The organism is Micromonospora sp. WMMB235 (genome assembly GCF_001855515.1).
GTDB lineage: Bacteria > Actinomycetota > Actinomycetes > Mycobacteriales > Micromonosporaceae > Micromonospora > Micromonospora aurantiaca.
In genome coordinates, this window is record NZ_MDRX01000001.1 from 5,438,540 (window position 1) to 5,462,090 (window position 23,551).

Consider the following 23,551-nt stretch of genomic DNA (forward strand, 5'->3'; position numbering starts at 1 on the left):
GGGCCCTTCTCTACCGGAGACGTTAAGAAGGGGCCCTTCCTTACAGGCGGTCGTCGAGGGTGGCCAGGCCGCCCCGGGCGGCGTCGGCCGGGAGGCGCTTCTTCGCCGCCGGGTCGCCGTAGAGCGTCCAGCGGAGGAACTCGACAGTGGTGTCGGCGACCACGCCCAGCGCCTTGCCGTCGCCGAGCAGCGCCCGGCCGTGGTCACCCTTCGGCAGGCTGAGCATCGCCTTCGGCCACGGCACCACGTCGTACACGGCCTTGCCGGCGGCGTACGACACCACCTCGTCGGCCTCGCCGTGCACGAACAGCTGCGGCGCGGCGGCACCGGCGAACGCGGTGCCCACACCGAGCGCGGTGCCGGCGAAGACGATGCCCGCGTCCAGCCGCTCGTCCCGGCCCGCGGTGAACAGCCCGATCGTGGTCACGCCACCGGCGCTGTGCCCGGTCGCGGCCACCCGCTCCGGGTCCAGCCGGCCGCGCAGCGGATCGCCCGCCTTCTCGCCCAGCGCGAGCACGCGCGTCAGCACGTACGACACGTCGGCCGGCTGGTTGAGCACGTCCAGCGGGTTGCCGTCGGTGCCCCGGGAGGTGTGCGGGAAACGCGGCGCGGCGACCACGAACCCGGCCGCCGCCCAGCGGGTCAGCAGCGCCTGGTAGTCCTCCGGCCGGGCGCTGAGCCCGTGGCTGAACAGCACCACAGGGAACCGCCCGTCCGCCGCCGGGGCGGAACGTTCGACCGCGCCACCGGCCGCGCCCGCCGCCGGGTACCAGAGCGTCACCGGCAACGGCCGGTCGCCGTCGCGGTTCAGCTTCACCTGGCGTACGCCGACCGCGAAGCTCTCCGTGGGCGCCTTGCCGGCGGGTACGCGCGGCGCCGGCGTGGCACTGGTCGGTGGGGCGTCGGGGGCGGGCCGCCCGGCCGGGGCGGTGGGCTGCTCCGAGCAGCCGGTGAGGGCGGCGCCGAGCACGGCGGCGGTGATCAGGGCGGCGGGACGACGGCGCATGAACTCGATTGTGCCTCGCGATCGCGGCGGCCAGGCCCGGTCAGCGCGGCGGGTGACCGTCCGCTGACGCCCGGAGACGAGCCAGGTCGGCGGCGTCCTTGGCCCGGCGCTGGCGTTCCGGCATCCAGACCGGGAACATTTCCTTGAACTCGATCTGCGCCGCGACGCTGATCACCGGTGCCGCGAGCGTGCCGATCAGGCCGGGCGGCCCGGCCAGCATGCCTTCCGGCAGGGCCGTGCCCGCCCACGGTCCGGCGCCGACGACGACCCGGCCGTCCGCGTCCCGGTCGAGGTACGCGAAGCTCAGCTCGACGTCGTCGCGCAGCAGGTCGAGTTGCGTCGTGGCGGGCATCCGGGGGTCGGGGCGCCAGCCGAGCGCGCCGAGCCGGTCGGCCAGCGTCTCGGCGTCGCGCCGCCAGCAGTACCAGTCGACGTCGACATGCGGACGGGTCACCTCGCCGAGGTGGAAGTCCATCGCCCAGCCCCCGCGCAGCCACACGTCGATCCCGCACGCGCCGGCGACGTCGACGACCTCCCGGATCGCCCTCAGCTGCCGGCCCGCCACCCCGTCCACCCCGCGCACGCTACCCACCCCGCCCGGACCCCGCTGCCCGCCCAGACCCTCACCCCCCGCCCAGACCCGGTCGATCATGATGTTGGCGGCGACAAACCGGACAGCGAACGCCGTCAACTTCATGATCGACGGGACAACAGGGAGGGTGGGAGGCGGGAGGTGGACGCTTCAGGTGGGGAGGGCGCGGGTGGTGAGGGTGGTGCCGGGCGCTGTCGCGTCGGTGGGGAGGCGGTGCAGGGCGGCGCGGTCGGCGTAGAGCGTCCAGCGCAGGAAGTCGGTGGTGGTGGCGAGCACCTGGGCGAAGCCGGGCCGTCCCGGCGTCAGGTACTCGCCGTGGCCCTGGCCGGTGAGGCTCAGGAAGGCGGCCGGCCCGAGGCAGCGAGCGTACGCGGCCCGGCCGATCGACTCCGGCACGATCCGGTCGGCGCTCCCGTGCACGAACAGCATCGGTGCGAGTGGGCGGGAGAGCCCGGCGACCATCCGGCCACCGGCGATCACGATTCCGGCCCGTACCGGGGACGGCTGCCCGGAGGCGAACATGCCGAGCGTGGTGTGCCCGCCGGCCGAGTGCCCGGCGGCGGCGAACCGGTCTACGGCCATGTGCGCGCCGAGCGGATCCCCGTGGCGGGCGCCCAGCCGGACCAGATGACGGATCAGTCGCCAGGCGTCGGCGGGCTGGTTGCGCACGTCGTCGCGGGTGTAGGCGCGGGCGCGCTGGTTCGTACGCGGATAGGTGGGTGCGACCACCACGAACCCGGCGGCGGCCCAGCGGGTGGTCAGCGCGGCGTGCAGGGCGGGCAGGCTGCGCAGCCCGTGGCTGTAGAGGACCACCGGGAAGTGTCCGGCCGCGAACGGCGCACCCGGCCGCACACGCGGTCCGCGCTCCGGGCCGGGGCTCGCCGGTGTGGGGTGGCCGGAGCCGGAGGGGGCCGCGAAGACCGGTGGGCGAGACGGCAGGGCCGCCGCAGCGCGCGGCCCGGACGGGCCGGACACGTCGGACCCGGCGGCGGGATCGACCGGCGGGTCGACGACGTCAGGGGGTGCGGGGGACGGTTGCGCCGGGTACCAGACGGTGACCGGCAGCGGCCGCCTGCCGTCCGGGTCGAGCGTGAACTGTCGCATCCCGACCGAGTACGGGCGCTCCGGCGCGGGCCCGACGGCGGCCGGGACCGGGTCGGGCGTGGCCACGGCCGGGCCGCAACCGGCCAGCAGCGCCGTCATCAGCGCGGCGACCAGCCGCTGCCCCCTCACACCTGCACGGTAGGCAGCCGAGCGGTCGGCCCGCGCCCGCCGTCCGGGCCGGTCGGTGCCGCCACCCGGGCGGCTCCCGCCTCCACCGGGTGGCCGGGTTTGCCCGATCCCGCCACCCGGATCCGCAGGTGGCGGCCCGGCGGGACATTCCGGTCCGGTCGGCTTCGCTAGGGTCAGCCGCATGGCTGAGAACTACACCGACCCGAGTGGCAACACCGCGCAGTTCCGCGCTTTCGTCGATTCTCCCGAGCCGGCCGCGTCGGCGTCGGCGCCGTCCCGCCTGCCGCTGATCGCCGGCGTGGCCGTCGCCGCCGTCGTGGTGGTCGCCCTGGTCGCCTGGATCGCTCTGGGCTGACCCAAGCTGACCCGGGCTGACCGTGGCTGATCCGGCCCGGCCGCGCGGAGGGTCGGGCGGTCAGACGCCGAGCACCTCACGGGTCTCGCGGGCGATCTCCCGCTCCTCGTCGGTGCCGACCACGAGCACCGCCACCTCCGCGCCGTCGGGGGAGACGAGCCGGTCGCCGTGGCCGTCGTTGCGCGCCGGGTCGACGGCGACACCGAGCCGCTCCAGCCCGGCCAGCGACGCCGCCCGTACCGGCGCGGCGTGCTCGCCGACCCCGGCGGTGAACGCGATCGCGTCGACCCGGCCGAGCAGCGCGTAGTACGCGCCGACGTAACCGGTGATCCGGCGGCAGTAGACGTCGAACGCCAGCGTCGCGTCCGGGTCACCGGCGTCGCGGCGGGCCAGCACCTCGCGCATGTCGTTGACGCCGGTCAGCCCGAGCAGGCCGCTGCGGTGGTTGAGCAGGTCGTCGATGTCGTCCACCACCATGCCGCCCTCGCGGCGCAGGTGGAAGATGACTGTCGGGTCGAGGTCGCCGCTGCGGGTGCCCATCACCAGGCCCTCCAGCGGGGACATGCCCATCGAGGTGGCCACGCTGCGCCCACCCTGGACGGCGCACGCGCTAGCCCCGTTGCCCAGGTGCAGCGTGATCGTGTTGAGCTGGTCGTACGGGCGGTCGAGCAGGTCGGCGACGCGACGCGAGACGTACGCGTGCGAGGTGCCGTGGAAGCCGTAGCGGCGCACCCCGTACCGCTCGGCGATGGCCTTGTCGATCGCGTACGTGGCGGCGGCCTCGGGCAGCGTGTGGTGGAACGCGGTGTCGAAGACCGCCACCTGCGGGACGTCCGGCAGCGCCTCCCGGGCCACCCGGATGCCGGCGAGGTTGGCCGGGTTGTGCAGCGGCGCGAGCGGCACCAGATCCTCGATCGCGGCGACGACCGCGTCGTCGATGCGTACCGGCGCGCTGAACTTCCGCCCGCCGTGCACCACCCGGTGGCCGACGCCGGTCAGCCCGGTCAGGTCGAGCCGGCCGATGATCTCCCGGACCGCGCTCTCGTGGTCGGCCGGCCCGCCGCCGGGTTCGCCGACCCGCTCGACGGTGCCCTTGTCCAGGACGTCGTCGCCGTCGTACAGCCGGTACTTGACCGACGAGGACCCGCTGTTGAGGACCAGGATGCGGCTCATTCCGACGCCTCCGCGGCGGCCTGGATGGCGGTGATCGCCACCGTGTTGACGATGTCCGGCACTGTGGCGCCGCGGGACAGGTCGTTCACCGGCCGCCGCAGGCCCTGCATGACCGGCCCGACCGCCACCGCCCCGGCCGACCGCTGCACCGCCTTGTACGTGTTGTTGCCCGTGTTCAGGTCCGGGAAGATGAACACCGTGGCCCGCCCCGCGACCGGGCTGTCCGGCAGCTTGGTGGCCGCCACCTGCGGGTCGATCGCGGCGTCGTACTGGATCGGGCCCTCGACCAGCAGGTCCGGCCGGCGTTCCCGGACCAGCTTGGTGGCCGCCGCGACCTTCTCCACGTCGGCGCCGGCGCCGGAGCTGCCGGTGGAGTACGACAGCATCGCCACCCGCGGCTCGATGCCGAACCGGGCCGCCGTGTCGGCCGACGAGATGGCGATGTCGGCGAGCTGGTCGGCGTCCGGGTCGGGGTTGACGGCGCAGTCGCCGTACACCAGCACCCGGTCGGCGAGCAGCATGAAGAAGACGCTGGAGGCGACGGAGACGCCGGGCACGGTCCGGATGATCTCGAAGGCCGGGCGGATGGTGGCGGCTGTGGTGTGGGTGGCGCCGGAGACCATGCCGTCGGCATGACCGGTCTGCACCATCATCGTGCCGAAGTAGTTGGGCTGCGCCACGATGTCGTGCGCCAGCTCCACGGTGACGCCGCGGTGGGCGCGCAACCGCGCGTACGCCTGCGCGAACTCGTCCCGCCACGGGCTGGTCACCGGGTCGACGACCTGGGCGTCACCGAGGTCGACGCCGAGTTCCCGGGTGCGCCGGGCGATCTCGTCCGGGCGGCCGAGCAGGGTGATCTCGGCGACGCCCCGGCGCAGCAGCACCTCGGTCGCGCGCAGGATCCGCTCGTCCGCGCCCTCGGGCAGCACCAGCCGGCGGCGCCGGGCGCGGGCCCTGTCGATCAGGTCGTTCTCGAACATCAGCGGGGTGACCCGCGCGGACCGGCTGACCCGCAGCCGGCGGGCCAGGTCGTCGGTGTCCACGCAGCGTTCGAACGCGCCGAGCGCGGCCTCGACCTTGCGCGGGTTGGCGGTGCTGGGGCGGCCCTCGATCCGGCTGGACGCGGCCACCGTGTCGTAGCTGTCGCTCGGCACCGACAGCACGGGGAGCCCGGTGTTCATCCGCTCGACCAGGCGCATGGCCCGCGGATCGGGCTGCTCGCCGAGCGTGAGCACCAGCCCGGCCAGCGACACCTGCCCGGCCACGTGCGCGGCGCCGGCGGCCACCAGCAGGTCCGCCCGGTCGCCCGGGGTGATCACCAGCGCCCCGTCGGTGAGGTGGTCCAGCAGCGTCGGCACGTGCGCCGCGCCCACCACGTAGTCGAGCACGTCGCGGTCGAGTGCGGTCTCGTCGCCGGTGAGCACCGTGCCGTGCAGCGCCGCCGCCACCTCGGCCACCGTCGGCGCCGACACGGTCGGCACCTCGGGGATCGCGTACGCGGGCACCGGCAGCTCGGGCAGCGTCATCGGCTCCGGCACGCGGTTGGCCAGCGCCGCGATCACCGTCGCGCCGAGGTCGGCCAGATCGTGGTACGCGCCGCGCAGCGCCGCCGCGATCGTGTCGGGCGTCTGCCCGAACCCGTCCACGACGGGCACCACGACGCTGCCGAACTCGGTCGCCAGCCGGGCGTTGAAGGCCAGCTCGCGGGGACCGGTGCCGTCGCCGTAGGCGAAGTCGCTGCCGACCACCACTATCGCCGGGCAGCGTCGCTCGACCTCCCGGTAGCGGGTGACGATCCGGGAGATGAGCTCCTCCCGGCGGCCGTCCGCGACGAGCGCGCTCGCCTCGGCGTACGTGGCGCCGTACAGCTCGTCGACCGGCAGTTCCATCCGGTAGCGCTCGGTGAGCAGGGCGAGGATCGGGTCGGTGCCGTCACCGGCGACGAGCGGCCGGAACGCACCTATCCGTTCCACCTGGCGGGACAACAACTCGGCCAGGCCGAGCGCCACTGTCGATTTTCCCCCGCCCGAACCAACGCCGGTCAGGTACACGCTGCGCGCCACGGCACCCAACCTACAAGATCGAGGTCACTGCTGCCCGTTCTGCCTGGTCACACCGGCTAGCCAGGGGAGAAGGCGGGATTTTTTCGCATCTACACTTGCCGCGTGGATGGCCCGACCGCACTGATTCCCGTCGTACCGGAATCGCCCCCCGTCTTCGTCGACCCGAGCGGGCGGCGACGCCGGCGGCTGCGCCGTCTCGCCTACTGCGCCGGCGCGGCGGGTGTGGTCTACACGGTCATGGTCGGGGTCAGCTTCGCCGGCGGGCCGATCACCCCGGACAGCGTCATCCCGTTCGTCGAGCCGACCAGCGAGCAGCGGCTGCCCTCGCCGAACCCGCCGGCGTCGCCCGCGCCCGCTGTGACCCGTCCCACGCCGGACGCGCCCGCCGACGTCCGGACCGCTCCGGTGCGGGTGCCGGCCACCTCCGTCGCCCCCGCCGCCACGGCCTCGCCGAGCCCTCGGTACCCACGGCCGACCCGGACCGCCCCGACCGTGCCGCGGACCACCCCGGCGGCCACCACCGCGCCGCCCACCGCCCCCACCGCCGAGGTGCCGCCGCCACCCGCTGTCGATCCACCGCCGGTCGTCGACCCGCCCGCCGACCCCGTCGCGCCGGCCGATCCCGCCGATGAGTGACGAGGCGCCCGCCCGCCCGTCGACAGGTGACCAGCCCACCGCCCCACTGGACCCCCGCCGCGTGCACGCCGCCCGCCGGCACCGGGCCGGGCGGCGGCCGGACGACGCGCCCACAGTCGTGCTGGACGTCCGGCAGATCCCCGGCGCGCGGCAGATCCCCGGTGCGCGCCGGTCCCGTGGGCGGCGTCTGCTGCCCCGGCCGAGCTGGGCCCTGGTCACGATGGTCGTGGTCGTCCTGGCCGGTCTGCTGGTCGTCGAGGCGTACACGAACGCCGCGTTCGTGCCCGACAACCGGGTGACGCCCGGCAGCCAGCGGGAGGTCCCCAGCTCGGTCATCGGGGGCGGCCCGATCGTCAACGTCGGCGCGGAGGGCCGGACCCAGTCGCACCGGCTGCCGCCGCGTACCGTCGCGCTCACCTTCGACGACGGGCCCGACCCGCGGTGGACGCCGGAGGTGCTGCGCGTCCTGGACAAGTACCAGGTGAAGGGCACCTTCTTCGTCATCGGCTCACAGGTCGTCCGCAACCCGGAGGTGACCCGCCGGCTGGTGGCCGAGGGACACGAGCTGGGCGTGCACACGTTCACCCATCCCGACCTCGCCGCGCTGCCGGACTGGCGGCGGGAACTGGAGTACGCACAGACGCAGCTCGCCGTCGCCAGCACCACAGGCGTCCGGCCGTCGCTGCTGCGGTTCCCGTACTCGTCCCGCGCGGACGCCTACACCGACCGGGACTGGCCGATGCTGCGGCAGGCCGGCGAACTGGGCTACCTCACAGTGGTCAACGACGTCGACAGCCGGGACTGGGAGCTTCCGTCGGTCGAGGAGATGGTCGCCAACGCCACGCCGGACGGGACGGCCGGCACGATCGCGCTCTGGCACGACGCGGGCGGCGACCGGTCCGGCACCGTGGCCGCGCTGGACCGGTACATCCCGATGATGCTGGAGCGCGGCTACCGCTTCACCACGGTCAGCGAAGGGCTCAACCAGACGTTCGCGGCGGCAGGCGTATCAGGCCCGGTCGGCGGGCAGACGGCGGCCCCGCTCGACGAGCGGTGGCGGGGACACGTGCTGGTCGGCGCGGTACGCGTGGCAGACGGCATGTTCGGGATGCTCGGCGTCTTCTTCGTGCTCGTCGGGGTGCTCACCGTCGGCCGGACCCTGCTGCTGTTCGTCATGGCACCACGGCACGCGGCCCGCCGCCGTCGCCGCGACTGGTCCTGGGGGCCGCCGGTCACCGAACCGGTCTCGGTGATCGTGCCCGCGTACAACGAGCGGGAGGGCATCGCCGCGGCGGTCCGCTCGCTGGCCCTGGGCGACCACCCCGGCGGCATCGAGGTGGTGGTGGTCGACGACGGCTCGACCGACGGCACCGCCGACATCGTGGCGGCGCTGCGCCTGCCGAACGTCCGGGTCGTGCGCAAGCCCAACGGCGGCAAGCCGAGTGCGCTGAACACGGGTGTCGCGCTGGCCCGGCACGACCTGATCGTCATGGTCGACGGCGACACGATCTTCGAGCCGGACTCGGTGCGCCGGCTGGTCCAGCCGTTCGCCGACCCCGGGGTCGGCGTGGTCGCCGGCAACGTCAAGGTCGGCAACCGCCGCGGCCTGATCGCCAAGTGGCAGCACATCGAGTACGTCATCGGCTTCAACCTCGACCGCCGCCTCTACGAGACGCTGCGCTGCATGCCCACCGTCCCGGGTGCGATCGGCGCGTTCCGGCGCCAGGCGCTGGAGCAGGTGGGCGGCATGACCGACGACACGCTGGCCGAGGACACCGACGTCACCATCGCCCTCGGCCGGGCCGGCTGGCACATCGTGTACGAGGAGAGCGCCCGCGCCTGGACCGAGGCCCCGACCACCGTCGGCCAGTTGTGGAAGCAGCGGTACCGGTGGAGCTACGGCACCCTCCAGGCGATGTGGAAGCACCGGCGCTCGGTGACCGACAGCGGCCGGTCGGGCCGGTTCGGCCGCCGGTGCCTGTCGTTCCTGACGCTGTTCGGTGTGCTGCTGCCGCTGGCCGCCCCGGTGATCGACCTGCTCGCGATCTACGGGCTGATCTTCCTGGATCGCAGCGACACAGTGGTGGCCTGGCTGGCGATGCTCGCGCTCCAGCTCCTCACCGCGGTGCTCGCCTTCCGGCTGGACCGGGAGAAGCTCGGCGTGCTCTGGGTGCTGCCGTTGCAGCAGTTCGTCTACCGGCAGGTGATGTACCTGGTGCTGCTCCAGGCCGTCGGCACCGCGCTGACGGGCGGCCGGCTCGGCTGGCAGAAGCTGCGGCGTACCGGAGACCTCCGGGTCGCCGGGCGGGGCGCGACCGGCTGAGACCCGGCCGCGCGGCGCGTCGGTCCGTCGCCCGGTCAGTCGTCGTCCGGGTCGTCGAGGCGGGCCAGCCAGGTGGCGAACCGCTCGATCGGGGTCTCGAACTCCGGGTTCAGATCGATGAAGTCACGCAGCCGCTCGCCCAGCCACTCCATGCTGACCTGCTCGTCGCCACGGCGCTCGACCAGCTCCTCGATGCCACGGTCGGTGAAGTACACGGTGTTCCTCTCGTCGTCGTACGGCAGCGGCCCGCCCCGGGTCGGGACGGGCCGCTGCCGGTGATGTCACGGGCGGGGAAGAGCCGCCTCGATCAGCGCGTTCTGCTCGACCTCGTGCATCTTCGCCGAGCCGACCGCCGGGGCGGCGGCGGCCGGGCGGGAGATGCGGCGCAGCCGGACCTCGGGCAGGTGCTCCAGCAGGTTGAGCGCGACGAACGACCAGGCGCCCTGGTTGGCCGGCTCCTCCTGGACCCAGGCGAAGTCCTCGGCGTTCGGGTACTGCGCCAGCGCGGCCCGGACCTCCTCGACGGGCAGCGGGTAGAGCTGCTCCATCCGGAGGATCGCGGTGTCGGTGACGCCCCGCTCCTGCCGGGCCTGGAACAGGTCGTAGTAGACCTTGCCCGAGCAGAGCAGCACCCGCTTCACCTGCTCCGGCGCCGGAGCCGCGGTGTCGGCCAGCACCGGCTGGAACGTCCCGGTGGTGAAGTCCTCCACCGGCGACACGCAGAGCTTGTGCCGCAGCAGCGACTTCGGCGTGAACACCACCAGCGGCTTGCGCTTGGGCGACAGGGCCTGGCGGCGCAGCAGGTGGAAGTAGTTCGCCGGGGTGGTCGGGATGGCCACCCGCATGTTGTCCTCGGCGCAGAGCTGGAGGAACCGCTCCGGGCGGCCGGAGGTGTGGTCCGGGCCCTGGCCCTCGTGGCCGTGCGGCAGAAGCAGGGTCACCGCGGAGCGCTGGCCCCACTTCACCTCGCCGGAGGAGATGAACTCGTCGATCACCGACTGGGCGCCGTTGACGAAGTCACCGAACTGGGCCTCCCAGGCCACCAGCGCGTTGATGTTCTCCACCGAGTAGCCGTACTCGAAGCCCATGGCCGCGTACTCGGAGAGCAGCGAGTCGTGGACGAAGAAGCGCGACCGCTCGCCGTCGGCGGTGAGTGACTTCAGCGGCAGGTAGTCCTCGCCGGTCTTGGCGTCGACCACCGAGGCGTGCCGCTGGACGAACGTGCCGCGGCGCGAGTCCTGCCCGGCGAGCCGGACGGTGACCCCGTCGTGCAGCAGCGTGCCGAACGCGATGATCTCGGCGAAGCCCCAGTCGATGCCGCCCTCGACGGACATCTTGCGGCGCCGCTCCAGCAGCTGCTGGATCCGCTTGTGCGGGGTGAAGCCCTCCGGCAGGTTGACGTGCGCCTCGCCGATCGCCTTGACCACTGCGGCGTCGGTGGCGGTGTCGACCTGCGGCTCCGGCTCCTCCTCCCGCGCCGGGCGGCTGAGCTGACGCGGGGTGGTCGCGGCGTCCCGGGTGGCCTTGAAGACCCGCTCAAGCTGCCCCTGGTAGTCGCGCAGCAGCTCCTCCGCGTCCTCCACGGTGATGTCGCCGCGCCCGATCAGCTCCTCGGTGTAGAGCTTCCGGACGGACCGCTTCGAGTCGATGATCTTGTACATCTCCGGGTTGGACATCGACGGGTCGTCGCCCTCGTTGTGCCCGCGCCGGCGGTAGCAGACCATGTCGATCACGACGTCCTTGTTGAACGCCTGCCGGTACTCGAACGCGAGCCGGGCCACCCGGACCACGGCCTCCGGGTCGTCGCCGTTCACGTGGAAGATCGGCGCCTGGATCATCCGGGCCACGTCGGTGCTGTAGAGGCTGGACCGGCTGTACTCCGGGGCGGTGGTGAAGCCGACCTGGTTGTTGACGACCACGTGCACGGTGCCGCCGGTGCGGTAGCCGCGCAGCTGGGACAGGTTGAGCGTCTCGGCCACAACGCCCTGGCCGGCGAAGGCGGCGTCACCGTGCACCGCCAGCGGCAGCACGGTGTAGCCCTCCAGCTTGAGGTCGATGCGGTCCTGCTTGGCCCGGACGATGCCCTCCAGCACCGGGTCCACGGCCTCCAGGTGCGACGGGTTCGCCACCACCGACACCTTGACCGCGTGCTCGCCGTCCGGGGTGGTGAACTTGCCGTTCTGGCCGAGGTGGTACTTCACGTCGCCCGAGCCCTGCGTGGACCGCGGGTCGAGGTGCCCCTCGAACTCGGAGAAGATCTTCTCGTACGGCTTGCCGACGATGTTCGCCAGCACGTTGAGCCGGCCGCGGTGGGCCATGCCGATGACGACCTCGTCCAGCCCGGCCTCGGCGGAGCACTCCAGCACCTCGCCGAGCAGCGGGATCAGCGACTCGCCGCCCTCCAGCGAGAAGCGCTTCTGGCCGACGTACTTGGTCTGGAGGAACGTCTCGAACGCCTCGGCGGCGTTGAGCCGGTTCAGCACGTGCTTCTGCTCGTCGGAGCTGGGCTTCTCGTACTTGCGCTCGACCCGCTCCTGGATCCAGCGCCGCTCCTCCGGGTCCTGGATGTGCATGTACTCGATGCCGACCCGGCGGCAGTACGAGTCGCGCAGCACGCCGAGGATCGACCGCAGCTTCATCCGCTGCTGGCCGGCGAAGCCGTTGACCGGGAAGACGCGGTCGAGGTCCCAGAGCGTGAGCCCGTGCTGGAGCACGTCCAGGTCCGGGTGCTTACGGATCTTGAACTCCAGCGGGTCGGTGTCGGCCATCAGGTGGCCGCGCACCCGGTACGCGTGGATCAGCTCGTGCACCCGAGCGGTCTTGTTGATCTGGCCTTCGCTGTCGACGGCCACGTCGCGCATCCAGCGCACCGGCTCGTACGGGATCCGCAGCGAGGTGAAGATGTCGTCGTAGAAGCCGCGCTCGCCGAGCAGCAGCTCGTGCATGACCTTCAGGAACTCGCCGGACTGCGCGCCCTGGATGATCCGGTGGTCGTACGTGCTGGTCAGCGTGATGACCTTGCTGACCGCGTTCTCGGCCAGGGTGGCCTCGCTCATGCCCTGGTAGGGGGCCGGGTATTCCATCGCGCCGACGCCGATGATGGCGCTCTGCCCCTGCATCAGGCGCGGGATCGAGTGCACCGTGCCGATGCCGCCCGGGTTGGTGAGCGAGATCGTGGTGCCGGAGTAGTCCTCCATGGTCAGCTCGTTGCGGCGGGCGCGCCGGACCACGTCCTCGTACGCCTGCCAGAACTGCCGGAAGTCCATCTGCTCGCAGCCCTTGATGGACGGCACCACCAGGTTGCGTGAGCCGTCCGGCTTGACCAGGTCGATCGCGATGCCCAGGTTGACGTGCTCCGGGCGGACCATCGCCGGCTTGCCGTCGACCTCGGCGAAGGAGTTGTTCATCTCCGGGTGCTCGACGACCGCGCGGACGAGCGCGTACCCGATCAGGTGGGTGAAGCTGACCTTGCCACCGCGACCGCGGGTCAGGTGGTTGTTGATCACGATGCGGTTGTCGACGAGCAGCTTGGCCGGGACGGCGCGCACGCTCGTGGCGGTCGGGACGGCGAGCGACGCGTCCATGTTCTGCACGATCTTGGCGGCGACGCCGCGCAGCGGCGTGGTGCCCGCGGCGCTCGCGGTCGGCGCCTTGGCGGCCGGCTTGGCCGGGGCGGACTTCTTGGCCGGCTCGGGCGCCTTCGCCGCCGGCTTGGCGGCGGGCTTGGCCGGAGCGGGCGCGGCCTTGGGGGTGGCCTTCGGCTCGGTCTTGGCGGGCTGCGCGGTGACGGTCGCCACCGCCTCCTGCTGCTCGGCCGGCTCCGGCTTCGCGGCCGGCTTGGCCTGCCCGTCCGGGCGCGGTGTGGCGGCGCCCGGGGCCGGCCGGTAGTCGGCGAAGAAGTCGTGCCAGGCCGAATCGACGCTCGAGGGGTCGGCGAGGTAGCGCTGGTACATCTCCTCGACGATCCACTCGTTCGGGCCGAAACCCGCCAGTGGGTTCTCCTGCGAAGTCTGCTGGGTCGACACGGCCGCTAATCGCCTCTTTCACGCGGTTGTGAATGTCACGGTGGCCCCCGGTGACCCCCGGTTGCCGACGCTGGGTAAACCGATGCCAAGGCTACGCCGTGCGCTGCGCGCAGGCATTCTCGCCTCCGGCTGGTGGTCCGTTTCACAGAAGATGCCAGAAGTTCGGCAAACGCTGCGTGATCCGCCGACTCCTGCTAGACGAGCGAGACCCCGGCCGATGACGTCCGTCACCGACCGGGGTCCGTCCCCGACGCGAGGTCAGGAGATGTCGCGCTTGCGGATCGTGGCCACGCCGATCGCGCCGGCCACCACCGCGTACCCGATCAGCACCAGGGCGCCGGCCCACTGCGGCGGGTTACCAGGGATGTCCGTGTCACCGCCGACCATGAGCCCGGAGGCCAGCGACGGGACCAGCAGCTGGAGCTTGTTGATCCAGTCGCCGTACCGCGCCGCGAGGAGGCTGAGGACGATGACCGCGCCGATCGCGCCGCCCAGGTAGAACAGGATGCCGGTCACGGTGGCGCCGATCTGGCTGCGGATCAGCACGCCGAGCCCGACGCCGAGCACCGACCACAGCAGGTACGCCAGGCCGTTGAGCGCGATCGCCCGCCACACGGCGCCGCTGCCGAGCTGCGAGCCGACGTCCACCGAGCTGAGGATCAGCGGCGCGGTGACCAGGTTCAGCACCGTGGTGACGAGCCAGAACAGCAGCGCCAGCACGCCGGCCGCGGCCAGCTTGGCCAGCATCACAGCGGTGCGGTGCGGCGCGGTGAGGAACGTGGTGGTCACCGTCTGGTGGAAGAACTCGCTGGTCACCACCACGATGCCCAGCAGCAGCACGATGAGCAGCCCGAAGAACTGGCCGTTCGTGTAGAGGTTGGCCGCCAGGTTGTCGGCGGCCGAGATGGCCTGCAACTGGTCGGACTGGTCGGCCGGCACCTCGCCGAAGTCCCCGCCGGCCAGCGCCTCGGTCTGCAACCAGTTGAAGAACAGCGTGAGCGCCCACAGCGCCAGGCTGATCAGCCCGAAGATCCACCAGGTGCTGGTGGTACGGATCTTGAGCAGTTCGGATCGGACAAGCGTCATCGGATCTCCGCCTTTCCGGCCGTCAGCTCCAGGAAGACCCCTTCGAGGTCGGGGCGCTCGGTGGTCAGCTCGTGCAGCTCGACCTTGGCGGCCAGCGCGACCCGGCCCACAGCCGGCGCGTCCACGCCGGTCACCAGCAGCGCGCCGTGCGGGTCGGTGTCGACGACGGCCGACTGCTCGCGCAGCGCCGCGGTCAGTTCGTCGGCCTGCGGGGTGCGCACCCGCACCCGCACGTCGTGCGTCATCGAGGCCATCACCTGGTCGACCGGGCCCTGCCGGACCAGCTTGCCGGCCGCGATGATCACCACGTCGTCGGCGAGCAGCTGCATCTCGGAGAGCAGGTGGCTGGAGACCAGCACCGTCCGTCCCTCGGCGGCCAGCCCCTTGAGGAAGCCGCGCATCCAGCGGATGCCCTCCGGGTCCAGGCCGTTGGCCGGCTCGTCCAGGATCAGCACCTGCGGGTTGCCGAGCATCGCGGCGGCGATGCCGAGCCGCTGCTTCATGCCGAGCGAGTAGCCCTTGAACTTGCGCTTGGCGGCGGGCGAGAGCCCGACCAGGGCGAGCGCCTCGTCGGCGCGCTCCTTCGGCAGGCCCGCCGCAGCGCAGATCACCCGCAGGTGGTTGATGCCGGTGCGGCCCTTGTGCGCGCTGGACGCCTCCAGCACCGCGCCGACCGTACGCAGCGGATCGGGCAGGTCGGCGTACCTGCTGCCGCCGATGGTGGCCGTGCCGGCGCTCGGCGTCACCAGGTTGAGCAGCATGCGCAGCGTGGTCGTCTTACCGGCGCCGTTGGGGCCGAGGAAGCCGGTGACCCGGCCCGGCTCGACCGTGAACGACAGGTTGTCCACCGCGCGGACGGTCTTGTATTGCTTGGTCAGGCCGGACACGATGATCTGGCCGGTCCCGGCACTGGGGCGTGGCTGCCCGTCGGACATCATTCTCCTCTCCTGCCCCGGCGGGCTCGTCGCGCGCCGGTGGGGGCGCCGTTGCGGGGGCACCCGGCAACAGCCTTCCAACCCGGCGCAAGGGGGTCAATCAGGCGGGACGCGTACGCGCCGTCCTCCTCAGGGAGGAGATCACCGGGTCGGCAGCGCCACCCAGGTGGCCCGGGCGCGGCCGAGCAGCGCGCCGTCCGAACCGTACAGGCTGGTGTGCACCTCGGCCTTGCGTCCCTCACCGCCGACCGCGAGGCCGGTCACCACGCACTCGTCGCCGGGCGGTGGCAGCGCCGTGACCTGCGCGGCGATCCGCCCCAGCACGTACGGCCGGCCGGGCGCGAGCACCGCCCAGCCACCCGGGCAGTCCAGCGCCGCCCACACAGTCGCGGGCACCACGTCGGCCGGCGCGCGGAACGGCGCGGCGGTCCGCCCGTCCGGCAGCCGCCCGGGGAAGATCCGCAGCCCGTCCGGGTTCGCCGGGCCGCAGACGTAGCAGCGGGGGAAGGGGTGGTCGACCAGACCGGGGTACGCCCGCGCGGCGTCGGCCGCCGTCGCCCGGTCCACCGGCGGCACCACCGCGTCGACCGGTTCGACCCGGCGTACCTGGGCGATCAGGTGTCCGTCCGGATCGCGTACCTCGCCGTCGGCGGCGGTCAGCGGCGTGTCCAGCGGCGGCGGCCGGCGCAACGTGACCTCCACCGGGCCCCGGTCGTCGATCAGCGCGGCGAAGATCCCGGCGCTCCAGCCGCCGTTGCCGGAGCCGTCCGGCCCCTGGAAGCGGGCCTCGACCAGCATGTGCACCTCCGGTTCCCCTCCGCCGGCGCCGTCGCGGGCGGTCCGCCCGGCAGCCTCGCACACGCCGGTCCCGTCCCGGCCGTCCCGGTTCGCACGCCGCCGCCGACCGGCGTTCACCGGATCGACACCCCTCATCCCGCCCGGTGGCAACCCGGGGCACCTACACAGGAGTCATGGCCGTTCTGCACGCCGCTGGCGCACCGCTCACGACCAGCGGTTACACCCTGCTGATCGCCGACGACCCGACACTGGTCGCGGCCGCGCAACGCCTGCGCCACGAGGTGTTCGCCGGCGAACTCGGCGCCACCCTGCCGACCGCCGCCACCGGGCTCGACACCGACGGGTTCGACGCGTACTGCGACCACCTGGTGGTGCTGCACGAGGGGACCGGGGAGGTCGTCGGCACGTACCGGCTGCTGCCGCCCGGCCGCACCGACCGCCGGTACGCCGACGCCGAGTTCGACCTGGGCCCGCTCGCCCCGCTCCGCGACGACCTGGTCGAGGCGGGCCGCTCCTGCGTCCACCCGGACCACCGCACCGGCGCCGTGATCAACCTCATGTGGGCCGGGATCTGCCGCTACCTGCACCTGCGCGGCGCCCGCTGGCTCGGTGGCTGCGCCTCGGTGCCGGTCGCCGACGGCGGGACCGCCGCCGCGCAGGTGTGGGCCGAGGTCACCGCCCGGCACCTCGCCCCGCCGCTGCTGCGGGTCACCCCGCGCCGGCCCTGGTCCGCCGAGGCGCCCGCCGCCGACCTCGCCGCGCTCACCCCGGCGCGACGCCGGGCGCTCGTGCCGCCGCTGCTGCGCGGCTACCTGCGGCTGGGCGCCTGGGTGGCCGGCGAGCCCGCGTACGACAGGGACTTCGGCTGCGCCGACTTCTACGTGCTGTTCTCGCTGGACCGGATGAACCCGCGCTACCTGCGGCACTTCCTCGGCGAGGCCGGGTCGTGACCGCCGCCGCCGAGCCGTGGGCGGCCGGTCCGGTTGCCGGGGAGGGCCTGTGGCGGCCCGCCTCGGGCTGCGGGCCGGACTGTCTGCCGCCGCACGCCGCCCCGGACGTGTCGTGGCTGCGCCGGGCCGGGCGGCTGCTCGGCGTACTCGGAATGCTCCTGGCCGGGACGGGTCTGGTCGCGCTGCTGCCGGTGCTGCCCGCCGCCCGGGGCCGGGCCGCGTCGCGGGGCTGGGCGCGGTGGACGCTGCGTACCCTCGGGGTGCGTCTGCTGGTCCGCGGCCGGGTGCCGCGCGGGCGCGCGCTGCTGGTCGCCAACCACGTGTCCTGGCTGGACGTCCTGGCGGTGCTCGCCGTGTCGCCGGCCCGGATGCTGGCGAAGCGCGAGGTCCGGAGCTGGCCGCTGGTGGGTGCCCTGGCCGCCGCGGCGGGCACCGTCTTCGTGGACCGGTCCCGGCCGCGTGACCTGCCGGCCACCGTCGCGCGGGTGGCCGGCGCGCTGCGGTCCGGGCGGTCGGTGGCGGTGTTCCCGGAGGGTACGACCTGGTGCGGCGCCGCGACGGACTGCCGCCCGAGCCGCGGCTTCCGCCCGGCGATGTTCGAGGCCGCCGTGGCGGCGGGCGCGCCGGTGGTGCCGTTGAGCCTCGGCTACCGGTACGCGGGCGACCCGAGCACGCTGCCCGCCTTCCTCGGCGAGGAGACGCTCTGGGCGTCGATGCGCCGGGTGCTCGCCGCCCGGGACCTGACCGTGTCGGTGACGGTGAGCGCCGCGCTGCACCCGGCCGAGGGCGCGGACCGCCGGGCGCTGGCCCGGATCGCCGAGGCCGCGGTCCGCCCGGCCCCGCGTCCCGTGCTCGCGACCCAGCTCGACCTGGCGGCCTGACCGCGCCGTCGTCGGGGACGCGACATAGTCGCGATAGTGTCTTGTTCAGTCGCGATGTATCGCGTTACGCTCCTCGCAACACCTGGCGTGCCGTGGGCCGGTACGCCGACGAGGGGAGCGTGTCATGGCCAGTTGGACGGTCGACAACCCGCAGCGCATCACGCTGGACGAGCCGATCACCCGGCTCGACGCCGAGCTGATCAGCGGCCGGCTGAACGTGGTCGGCGCCGACGGTCCGGCCCGGGTCGACGTGACCCGGATCAGCAGCCGGCCGCTTCTCGTCGAGGTACGCGACGGGCGGCTGACGATCCGGCACAAGCGCAAGCCCGGCCTGCTCGGCATCTTCTCCTGGTTCGGCAACCGGATCCGGGCCGAGGTGTCGGTCGCCGTTCCGCCGGACGTGCTCGCCACCCTGTCGGTGGTCAGCGGCGCGCTCGTCGCCTCCGGGCTGCGCCGGGAGACCCGGGTCGACGTCACCTCCGGGCAGGTCACGCTGCGCGGGCTGCGGGGACGCACCAGCGCGAAGGTCATCTCCGGGCCGGTCGAGGCGCTCGGCATCGGCGGCGACCTGGACCTGGAGACGGTCTCCGGTGAGCTGATCCTCGCCGACAGCGCGCCCGAGCGGGTCCGCGCGCACGCCGTCTCCGGCTCGATCACCTGCGACCTGGACAACCCGCGCGGCAGCGAGATCCGGCTCAGCGCCATCTCCGGCAGCATCACCGTGCGGGTCCGCGAGGACAGCGACCTCACAGTGCACCTGCACACCACCTCCGGCAAGATCACCAGCGGCTTCCCCCAGGTGGACGGCGGTGGGCGCGGGCTGGGCTCGATCAAGGACAGCCACGGTGTGCTCGGTGGGGGTGCGGGTAGGCTCTGGGCCTCCGCGACCTCCGGCAGCATCGCGCTGCTCGCCCGCCCGGTCGCGCCCGCCGACCATGTGGAGGACGTGCCGTGACCGCCGTGTTCAGCCACGGCCGGCTCCGGCTCTACCTGCTGAAGCTGCTCGACGACGGCCCGAAGCACGGCTACGAGCTGATCCGTCTGCTGGAGGAGCGCTTCCTCGGCCTGTACGCGCCCAGCGCCGGCACCATCTACCCGCGCCTGCAACGGCTGGAGGCGGAAGGGCTGGTCACGCACACCGCCGCGGGCGGGCGCAAGGTCTACGAGATCACCGAGGCGGGCCGCGCCGAACTGCGGCAGCGCGCCGACGAGCTGTCGACGCTGGAGAGCGACATCGGCGCCGCCGTCGAGGACCTCTCCGCGCTGGCCGGTGAGATACGCACCGAGGTACGCGGATCGGTGCGCGACCTGAAGCGGGAGCTGCGCGAGGTGGCCCGGCAGACCCGGCAGGGCGGCTGGAGGGCGTCCGCGACCACCCGGCCGGCGGGCGACGGGGGATCGGCCCGCCCGGACGAGTCGCCGCTGCTCGCCGACTTCGACCAGCGGCTCGCCGCGTTCACCGTCGAGGTCGGGGCGCTGGTCCGGGCCCGGCGGCTCAGCGACAACCAGCTCCGTACCGCGATCCGGCTGCTCGACGGTGCGCTGGAAGGGCTGCGGCGGCTGCTCCGCTGATCTCACAGGTTGTTTCCAGGGAGCACCCAGCGCGGCCGCAGCCGGAGCACGGATGATGGGTGCCATGGCGGCTACCCAGACCGAGGCCCGGCTTCTCGTCGTCGAGGACGATCCCAACATCCTCGAACTGCTCTCCGCGAGCCTGCGCTTCGCGGGCTTCGACGTGGCCACCGCGACCAGCGGCAGCGCCGCACTCAACGCCGCCAAGGACCACCGGCCCGACCTGGTGGTGCTCGACGTGATGCTGCCCGACCTGGACGGCTTCGAGGTCATCCGGATGCTGCGCGAGGGCGGTACGCGTACCCCTGTGGTGTTCCTGACCGCGCGTGACGCCACCGACGACAAGATCCGCGGGCTCACCCTGGGCGGCGACGACTACGTCACCAAGCCGTTCAGCCTGGAGGAGCTGACCGCCCGTATCCGGGCCGTGCTGCGGCGTACCGCGACCGGTGAGCAGGCCCCGTCCCGCCTCACCTTCGCCGACCTGGAGCTGGACGAGGAGACCCACGAGGTGCACCGGGCCGGCCAGCGGGTGCAGCTGTCGCCGACCGAGTTCAAGCTGCTGCGCTACCTGATGCTCAACGCCAACCGGGTGCTCAGCAAGGCGCAGATCCTCGACCACGTCTGGAACTACGACTTCCGCGGTGACGACAACATCGTCGAGTCCTACATCTCGTACCTGCGGCGCAAGGTCGACAACACCCAGCCCCGGCTGATCCACACGCTCAGGGGAGTGGGATACGTGCTCCGCAAGCCGGCGGCGTGAACGTCGTCCACGACGCGAAGGGCAGGCTGCGCAGCGTCCCGCTCCGGCTGAAGCTCGTCGCCGCGGTCCTCGCGCTCGTGGCTGTGGCGCTGGTGGTGATCAGCGGCCTGACGGCGTTCCTGCTGCGGAACTATCTGATCGGGCAGGCGGACGACCAGCTCCGCGGCGGCGCGTACACGGTGGCCAACACGCTCGACAAGGCCGGCGGCGGCGGGATCAAGATCACCATTCCGTCGGACTACGTGGCGTCCGTGATGGCGCCCGGTGAGCTGCCGGAGGAGCCGACGCGCTACGAGGGCCTGCGCGAAGAGGAACTGCCCCGGTTCCCCGCCGACTACGCGGGCTACCAGGAGCGGGTGGGCGACCCGTTCACCGTGCGCTCCGAGGACGGCCGCAGCCGGTGGCGGATGCTCTACACCGCCCTGCCCGACGGGCGGATCATCGCGCTCGGGCAGCACCTCACCGGCGTGGACTCCGCGGTCGGCCGGCTGGTCTGGATAGACCTCCTGGTCGGCGGCGCGGTGCTGATCTCGCTGGCGTCGGTGGGCGCCGGGATCGTCCGTACCAGCCTGAAGCCGCTGGTGGAGATAGAGCGTACGGCGGCCGCCATCGCCGGCGGCGACCTGACCCGGCGGGTGCCCGACCCGGAGATGGGGCGGCCGTGCCCCACCTCGGAGCTGGGCCGCCTGTCCCGGGCACTGAACGCGATGCTCGCGCAGATCGAGGCCGCGTTCACCGCGCGGGCCGCCTCCGAGGCGGCGGCACGCAGCGCCGAGATGGGCGCACGGGACGCCGCCGCGTACGCGCAGGCGTCGGAGGCGCGGGCCCGCCGGTCCGAGGAGCGGATGCGGCAGTTCATCGCCGATGCCTCGCACGAGCTGCGCACGCCGCTGACCACCATCCGGGGCTTCGCCGAGCTGTACCGCCAGGGCGCGGCGCGGGCGCCGGAGCAGACCGCCGACCTGCTGCGCCGCATCGAGGACGAGGCGTCCCGGATGGGTCTGCTGGTGGAGGACCTGCTGCTGCTGGCGCGGATGGACCGGGAACGGCCGATCGCGCTGGCCCCGGTCGAGCTGCCGGTGCTGGCGTCCGACGCGGTCGAGGCGGCCCGGGTGGTCGCCCCGGACCGGCGGATCGAGCTGGAGCGGGAACCGGGCGCCGGGCCGCTGGTGGTGCTCGGCGACGACGCGCGCCTGCGCCAGGTGATCGGCAACCTGATGACGAACGCGCTCACCCACACGCCGCCGGACACCTCGGTGACGCTGCGGCTGCGGGCCGAGGCGGGCAACCTCGCCGTGGTGGAGGTGGCGGACACCGGTCCCGGCCTCACCCCGGAGCAGGCCGAACGGGTCTTCGAGCGGTTCTACCGGGTGGACGCCGCCCGTACCCGCCGGGCCGGCGGGCCGATCAGCACCGGCCTCGGCCTGGCCATCGTGGCCGCGCTCGTCGCCGCGCACCACGGCACCGTCGAGGTGGCGGAGACACCGGGCGGAGGGGCGACCTTCCGGGTGAAGCTGCCGCTGCTGCCCGAGGAGCCCGAGCCCGGCGAGTGACATTCAGAAAACTTCCAGGCGGATTACAGGCTGGTGACAGTGCTACGGGGAAAGCTGGTGGCATGACCGACCACGAGACCGATCCGCAGCGGTCGCCGGCCCCCGCCGACGCCGAGCCGTCGCACCACACCGCCGAGCTGCCCCGCGTCGAGAGCGGGACGTCGGACTCCTCCAGCACCCCGGCCGCGGCGTCGGTTCCGGCCGACTCCCCGGCCGCCGGAACCAGCACGCCCGCCGGGCACACGAACCCGGCGGAGAACGCCGGAAACACCGCGCCCGCCGGGCCGTACCCGCCGCAGCCGGCGACGCCGTCCGCGCCGCCGTACCCGGCCTCGGGGCAGCCGCACCCCTGGTACGGGCAGCAGCACCAGCAGGGCGGCTGGAACCAGCAGACCGCCGCTGGCTACCCGTCCACGCAGCACGGTGGGCCGGTGCCGTCGTACCAGGCACAGCCGTACCAGACGCAGCAGGGATACCAGTCGTACCAGCCCGGGCAGCCGATGCCGCAGTGGGGCCCGCAGCAGCCGGCACGCCCCAGCCGGGCCGGGAAGTTCGTCGGCGCGGGCGCGCTGGCGCTGGTCCTGATGCTCGGCTCCGGCGCGGCCGGTGGCGCGCTCGCCCTCGCGCTCGACGGGGACGGTCCCACCCGCACCTACTCCGCCGCGCCGGTGATCAACAGCGCCGACCTGCCCAAGATCGCGGCCTCCGTCCAGGACAGCATCGTCACGATCATGACGAACAGCGGTGAGGGCTCCGGGGTGATCCTCAGCGCCGACGGGTTCGTGCTCACCAACAACCACGTCGTCGCCGGCGCCGGCGGCGACACCGTGCGGGTGGTCTTCGCCGACGGCAAGAGCGCCTCCGCGAAGATCGTCGGCACCGACCCGAAGACCGACCTCGCTGTGGTCCAGGCCAGTGGCGTCAGCAACCTGAAGGCGGCCAAGTTCGGCGACAGCGACGCCATGCAGGTCGGTGACCAGGTGCTCGCCCTGGGCAGCCCGCTCGGCCTCCAGGGCTCGGTCACCGCCGGCATCCTCAGCGCCCGCGACCGCACCATCCAGGCGGGGGAGGGCGGCCAGCAGAACCCGCAGCAGGGCGCCAGCTCGATCTCCGGCCTGCTCCAGACCGACGCCCCGATCAACCCGGGCAACTCCGGCGGCGCGCTCGTCAACACCCGGGGCGAGGTGATCGGCATCAACACCGCCATCGCCACCGCCGGGCAGGGCAGCACCGGAAACATCGGCGTGGGCTTCGCCATCCCGAGCAACAAGGCCAAGAACGTGGCCGAGAAGCTCCAGCGCGGCGAGAAGATCAGCCACCCCTCGCTCGGGGTGAGCGTGAACGGCGCCGAGGACGGCGGCGCGCTGGTCGCCGCGGTCACGCCCGGCAGCCCCGCCGAGAAGGCCGGGATCCAGCGCGGCGACGTGATCACCAAGTTCGGCGACAAGGTGATCAACGACTCGAACGACCTGGTCGGCGCCGTGCAGGCCGGCAAGGTCGGTGACCGGGTCGAGGTGCAGTACAAGCGAAACGGATCCACCGAGAACGCAACCGTGACGCTCGCCGAGACGTCATAGTCCCGAGGACCTGCCTCCCTCCCGGGC

The 23,551-nt window shown here is 73.2% G+C and carries 20 protein-coding genes; 10 read left to right on the forward strand and 10 right to left on the reverse strand.

The genetic code is table 11. From position 1 onward, the window contains the following. Positions 1 to 40: 40 nt before the first annotated feature. From BFV98_RS24195 to BFV98_RS24205, 3 genes are all read right to left on the reverse strand, one after another. Complete coding sequence (locus BFV98_RS24195) at positions 41 to 1,006, reverse strand: chlorophyllase (RefSeq protein WP_013475280.1); 966 nt, start codon at positions 1,004 to 1,006, stop codon at positions 41 to 43. A 40-nt stretch (positions 1,007 to 1,046) separates the two neighbouring features. Next, positions 1,047 to 1,589 (reverse strand): nucleotidyltransferase domain-containing protein, encoded by a 543-nt coding sequence (locus BFV98_RS24200; RefSeq protein ID WP_071098975.1) that lies wholly within the window; start codon positions 1,587 to 1,589, stop codon positions 1,047 to 1,049. A 159-nt stretch (positions 1,590 to 1,748) separates the two neighbouring features. After that, positions 1,749 to 2,831, reverse strand: a complete 1,083-nt coding sequence (locus BFV98_RS24205; protein ID WP_071097867.1) for an alpha/beta hydrolase — start codon at positions 2,829 to 2,831, stop codon at positions 1,749 to 1,751. Between the two features lie 181 nt (positions 2,832 to 3,012). On the opposite strand from BFV98_RS24205, the gene BFV98_RS32355 reads away from it, so the two are divergent. Further along, on the forward strand, positions 3,013 to 3,186 hold the full coding sequence (locus BFV98_RS32355; RefSeq protein ID WP_013288346.1) for a hypothetical protein: 174 nt from the start codon (positions 3,013 to 3,015) through the stop codon (positions 3,184 to 3,186). A gap of 60 nt (positions 3,187 to 3,246) precedes the next feature. Here BFV98_RS32355 and BFV98_RS24210 read toward each other — a convergent pair whose 3' ends face one another. Beyond that, positions 3,247 to 4,359 carry an acetate/propionate family kinase gene (locus BFV98_RS24210; protein ID WP_071097869.1) on the reverse strand — a complete coding sequence of 371 codons (1,113 nt, stop codon included), beginning with the start codon at positions 4,357 to 4,359 and terminating at the stop codon, positions 3,247 to 3,249. Continuing rightward, on the reverse strand, positions 4,356 to 6,431 hold the full coding sequence (gene pta, locus BFV98_RS24215; protein WP_143025354.1) for a phosphate acetyltransferase: 2,076 nt from the start codon (positions 6,429 to 6,431) through the stop codon (positions 4,356 to 4,358). Before pta ends, BFV98_RS24210 begins: the two co-directional genes overlap by 4 nt. 93 nt (positions 6,432 to 6,524) lie before the next feature. Here pta and BFV98_RS32360 point away from each other — a divergent pair, with 93 nt between their 5' ends. Further along, positions 6,525 to 7,058 carry a hypothetical protein gene (locus tag BFV98_RS32360; RefSeq protein WP_176921721.1) on the forward strand — a complete coding sequence of 178 codons (534 nt, stop codon included), beginning with the start codon at positions 6,525 to 6,527 and terminating at the stop codon, positions 7,056 to 7,058. Further along, positions 7,051 to 9,381 (forward strand): bifunctional polysaccharide deacetylase/glycosyltransferase family 2 protein, encoded by a 2,331-nt coding sequence (locus BFV98_RS24225; protein WP_071097872.1) that lies wholly within the window; start codon positions 7,051 to 7,053, stop codon positions 9,379 to 9,381. Before BFV98_RS32360 ends, BFV98_RS24225 begins: the two co-directional genes overlap by 8 nt. A gap of 35 nt (positions 9,382 to 9,416) precedes the next feature. Here BFV98_RS24225 and BFV98_RS24230 read toward each other — a convergent pair whose 3' ends face one another. The 5 genes from BFV98_RS24230 to BFV98_RS24250 all read right to left on the reverse strand — a co-directional run bounded on the left by BFV98_RS24230 (position 9,417) and on the right by BFV98_RS24250 (position 16,225). Then, on the reverse strand, positions 9,417 to 9,596 hold the full coding sequence (locus BFV98_RS24230; RefSeq protein WP_013288341.1) for a DUF6104 family protein: 180 nt from the start codon (positions 9,594 to 9,596) through the stop codon (positions 9,417 to 9,419). 66 nt (positions 9,597 to 9,662) lie between these two features. Beyond that, positions 9,663 to 13,406: a multifunctional oxoglutarate decarboxylase/oxoglutarate dehydrogenase thiamine pyrophosphate-binding subunit/dihydrolipoyllysine-residue succinyltransferase subunit gene (locus BFV98_RS24235; protein WP_071097874.1), complete on the reverse strand. Its 3,744-nt coding sequence runs from the start codon at positions 13,404 to 13,406 to the stop codon at positions 9,663 to 9,665. 258 nt (positions 13,407 to 13,664) lie between these two features. Then, complete coding sequence (locus BFV98_RS24240; protein WP_013288339.1) at positions 13,665 to 14,492, reverse strand: ABC transporter permease; 828 nt, start codon at positions 14,490 to 14,492, stop codon at positions 13,665 to 13,667. Next, a complete protein-coding gene (locus BFV98_RS24245; RefSeq protein ID WP_013288338.1) occupies positions 14,489 to 15,430 on the reverse strand; it encodes an ABC transporter ATP-binding protein in 942 nt (313 codons plus the stop codon). Before BFV98_RS24245 ends, BFV98_RS24240 begins: the two co-directional genes overlap by 4 nt. A 138-nt stretch (positions 15,431 to 15,568) precedes the next feature. Continuing rightward, positions 15,569 to 16,225, reverse strand: coding sequence for a hypothetical protein (locus BFV98_RS24250; RefSeq protein WP_071098977.1), 657 nt, complete (start codon positions 16,223 to 16,225; stop codon positions 15,569 to 15,571). Positions 16,226 to 16,398: 173 nt separating this feature from the next. Here BFV98_RS24250 and BFV98_RS24255 point away from each other — a divergent pair, with 173 nt between their 5' ends. From BFV98_RS24255 to BFV98_RS24285, 7 genes are all read left to right on the forward strand, one after another. Next, a complete protein-coding gene (locus BFV98_RS24255) occupies positions 16,399 to 17,175 on the forward strand; it encodes a GNAT family N-acetyltransferase (RefSeq protein WP_013288336.1) in 777 nt (258 codons plus the stop codon). Further along, positions 17,172 to 18,056 (forward strand): 1-acyl-sn-glycerol-3-phosphate acyltransferase, encoded by an 885-nt coding sequence (locus BFV98_RS24260; protein WP_071097876.1) that lies wholly within the window; start codon positions 17,172 to 17,174, stop codon positions 18,054 to 18,056. Before BFV98_RS24255 ends, BFV98_RS24260 begins: the two co-directional genes overlap by 4 nt. 124 nt (positions 18,057 to 18,180) lie before the next feature. Beyond that, the gene (locus BFV98_RS24265) at positions 18,181 to 19,011 is read left to right on the forward strand and encodes a DUF4097 family beta strand repeat-containing protein (RefSeq protein WP_013475290.1); all 831 of its coding nucleotides are present in this window, start codon (positions 18,181 to 18,183) and stop codon (positions 19,009 to 19,011) included. Next, the gene (locus tag BFV98_RS24270) at positions 19,008 to 19,628 is read left to right on the forward strand and encodes a PadR family transcriptional regulator (RefSeq protein WP_071097878.1); all 621 of its coding nucleotides are present in this window, start codon (positions 19,008 to 19,010) and stop codon (positions 19,626 to 19,628) included. The genes BFV98_RS24265 and BFV98_RS24270 overlap by 4 nt, the downstream gene beginning before the upstream one ends. Positions 19,629 to 19,692: 64 nt before the next feature. Beyond that, the gene (locus BFV98_RS24275) at positions 19,693 to 20,394 is read left to right on the forward strand and encodes a response regulator transcription factor (protein ID WP_030271847.1); all 702 of its coding nucleotides are present in this window, start codon (positions 19,693 to 19,695) and stop codon (positions 20,392 to 20,394) included. Continuing rightward, complete coding sequence (locus BFV98_RS24280) at positions 20,391 to 21,947, forward strand: cell wall metabolism sensor histidine kinase WalK (protein ID WP_013475292.1); 1,557 nt, start codon at positions 20,391 to 20,393, stop codon at positions 21,945 to 21,947. Before BFV98_RS24275 ends, BFV98_RS24280 begins: the two co-directional genes overlap by 4 nt. 62 nt (positions 21,948 to 22,009) lie before the next feature. Further along, positions 22,010 to 23,524, forward strand: coding sequence for a S1C family serine protease (locus BFV98_RS24285; protein WP_071097879.1), 1,515 nt, complete (start codon positions 22,010 to 22,012; stop codon positions 23,522 to 23,524). The last annotated feature ends 27 nt before the right edge of the window (positions 23,525 to 23,551 follow it).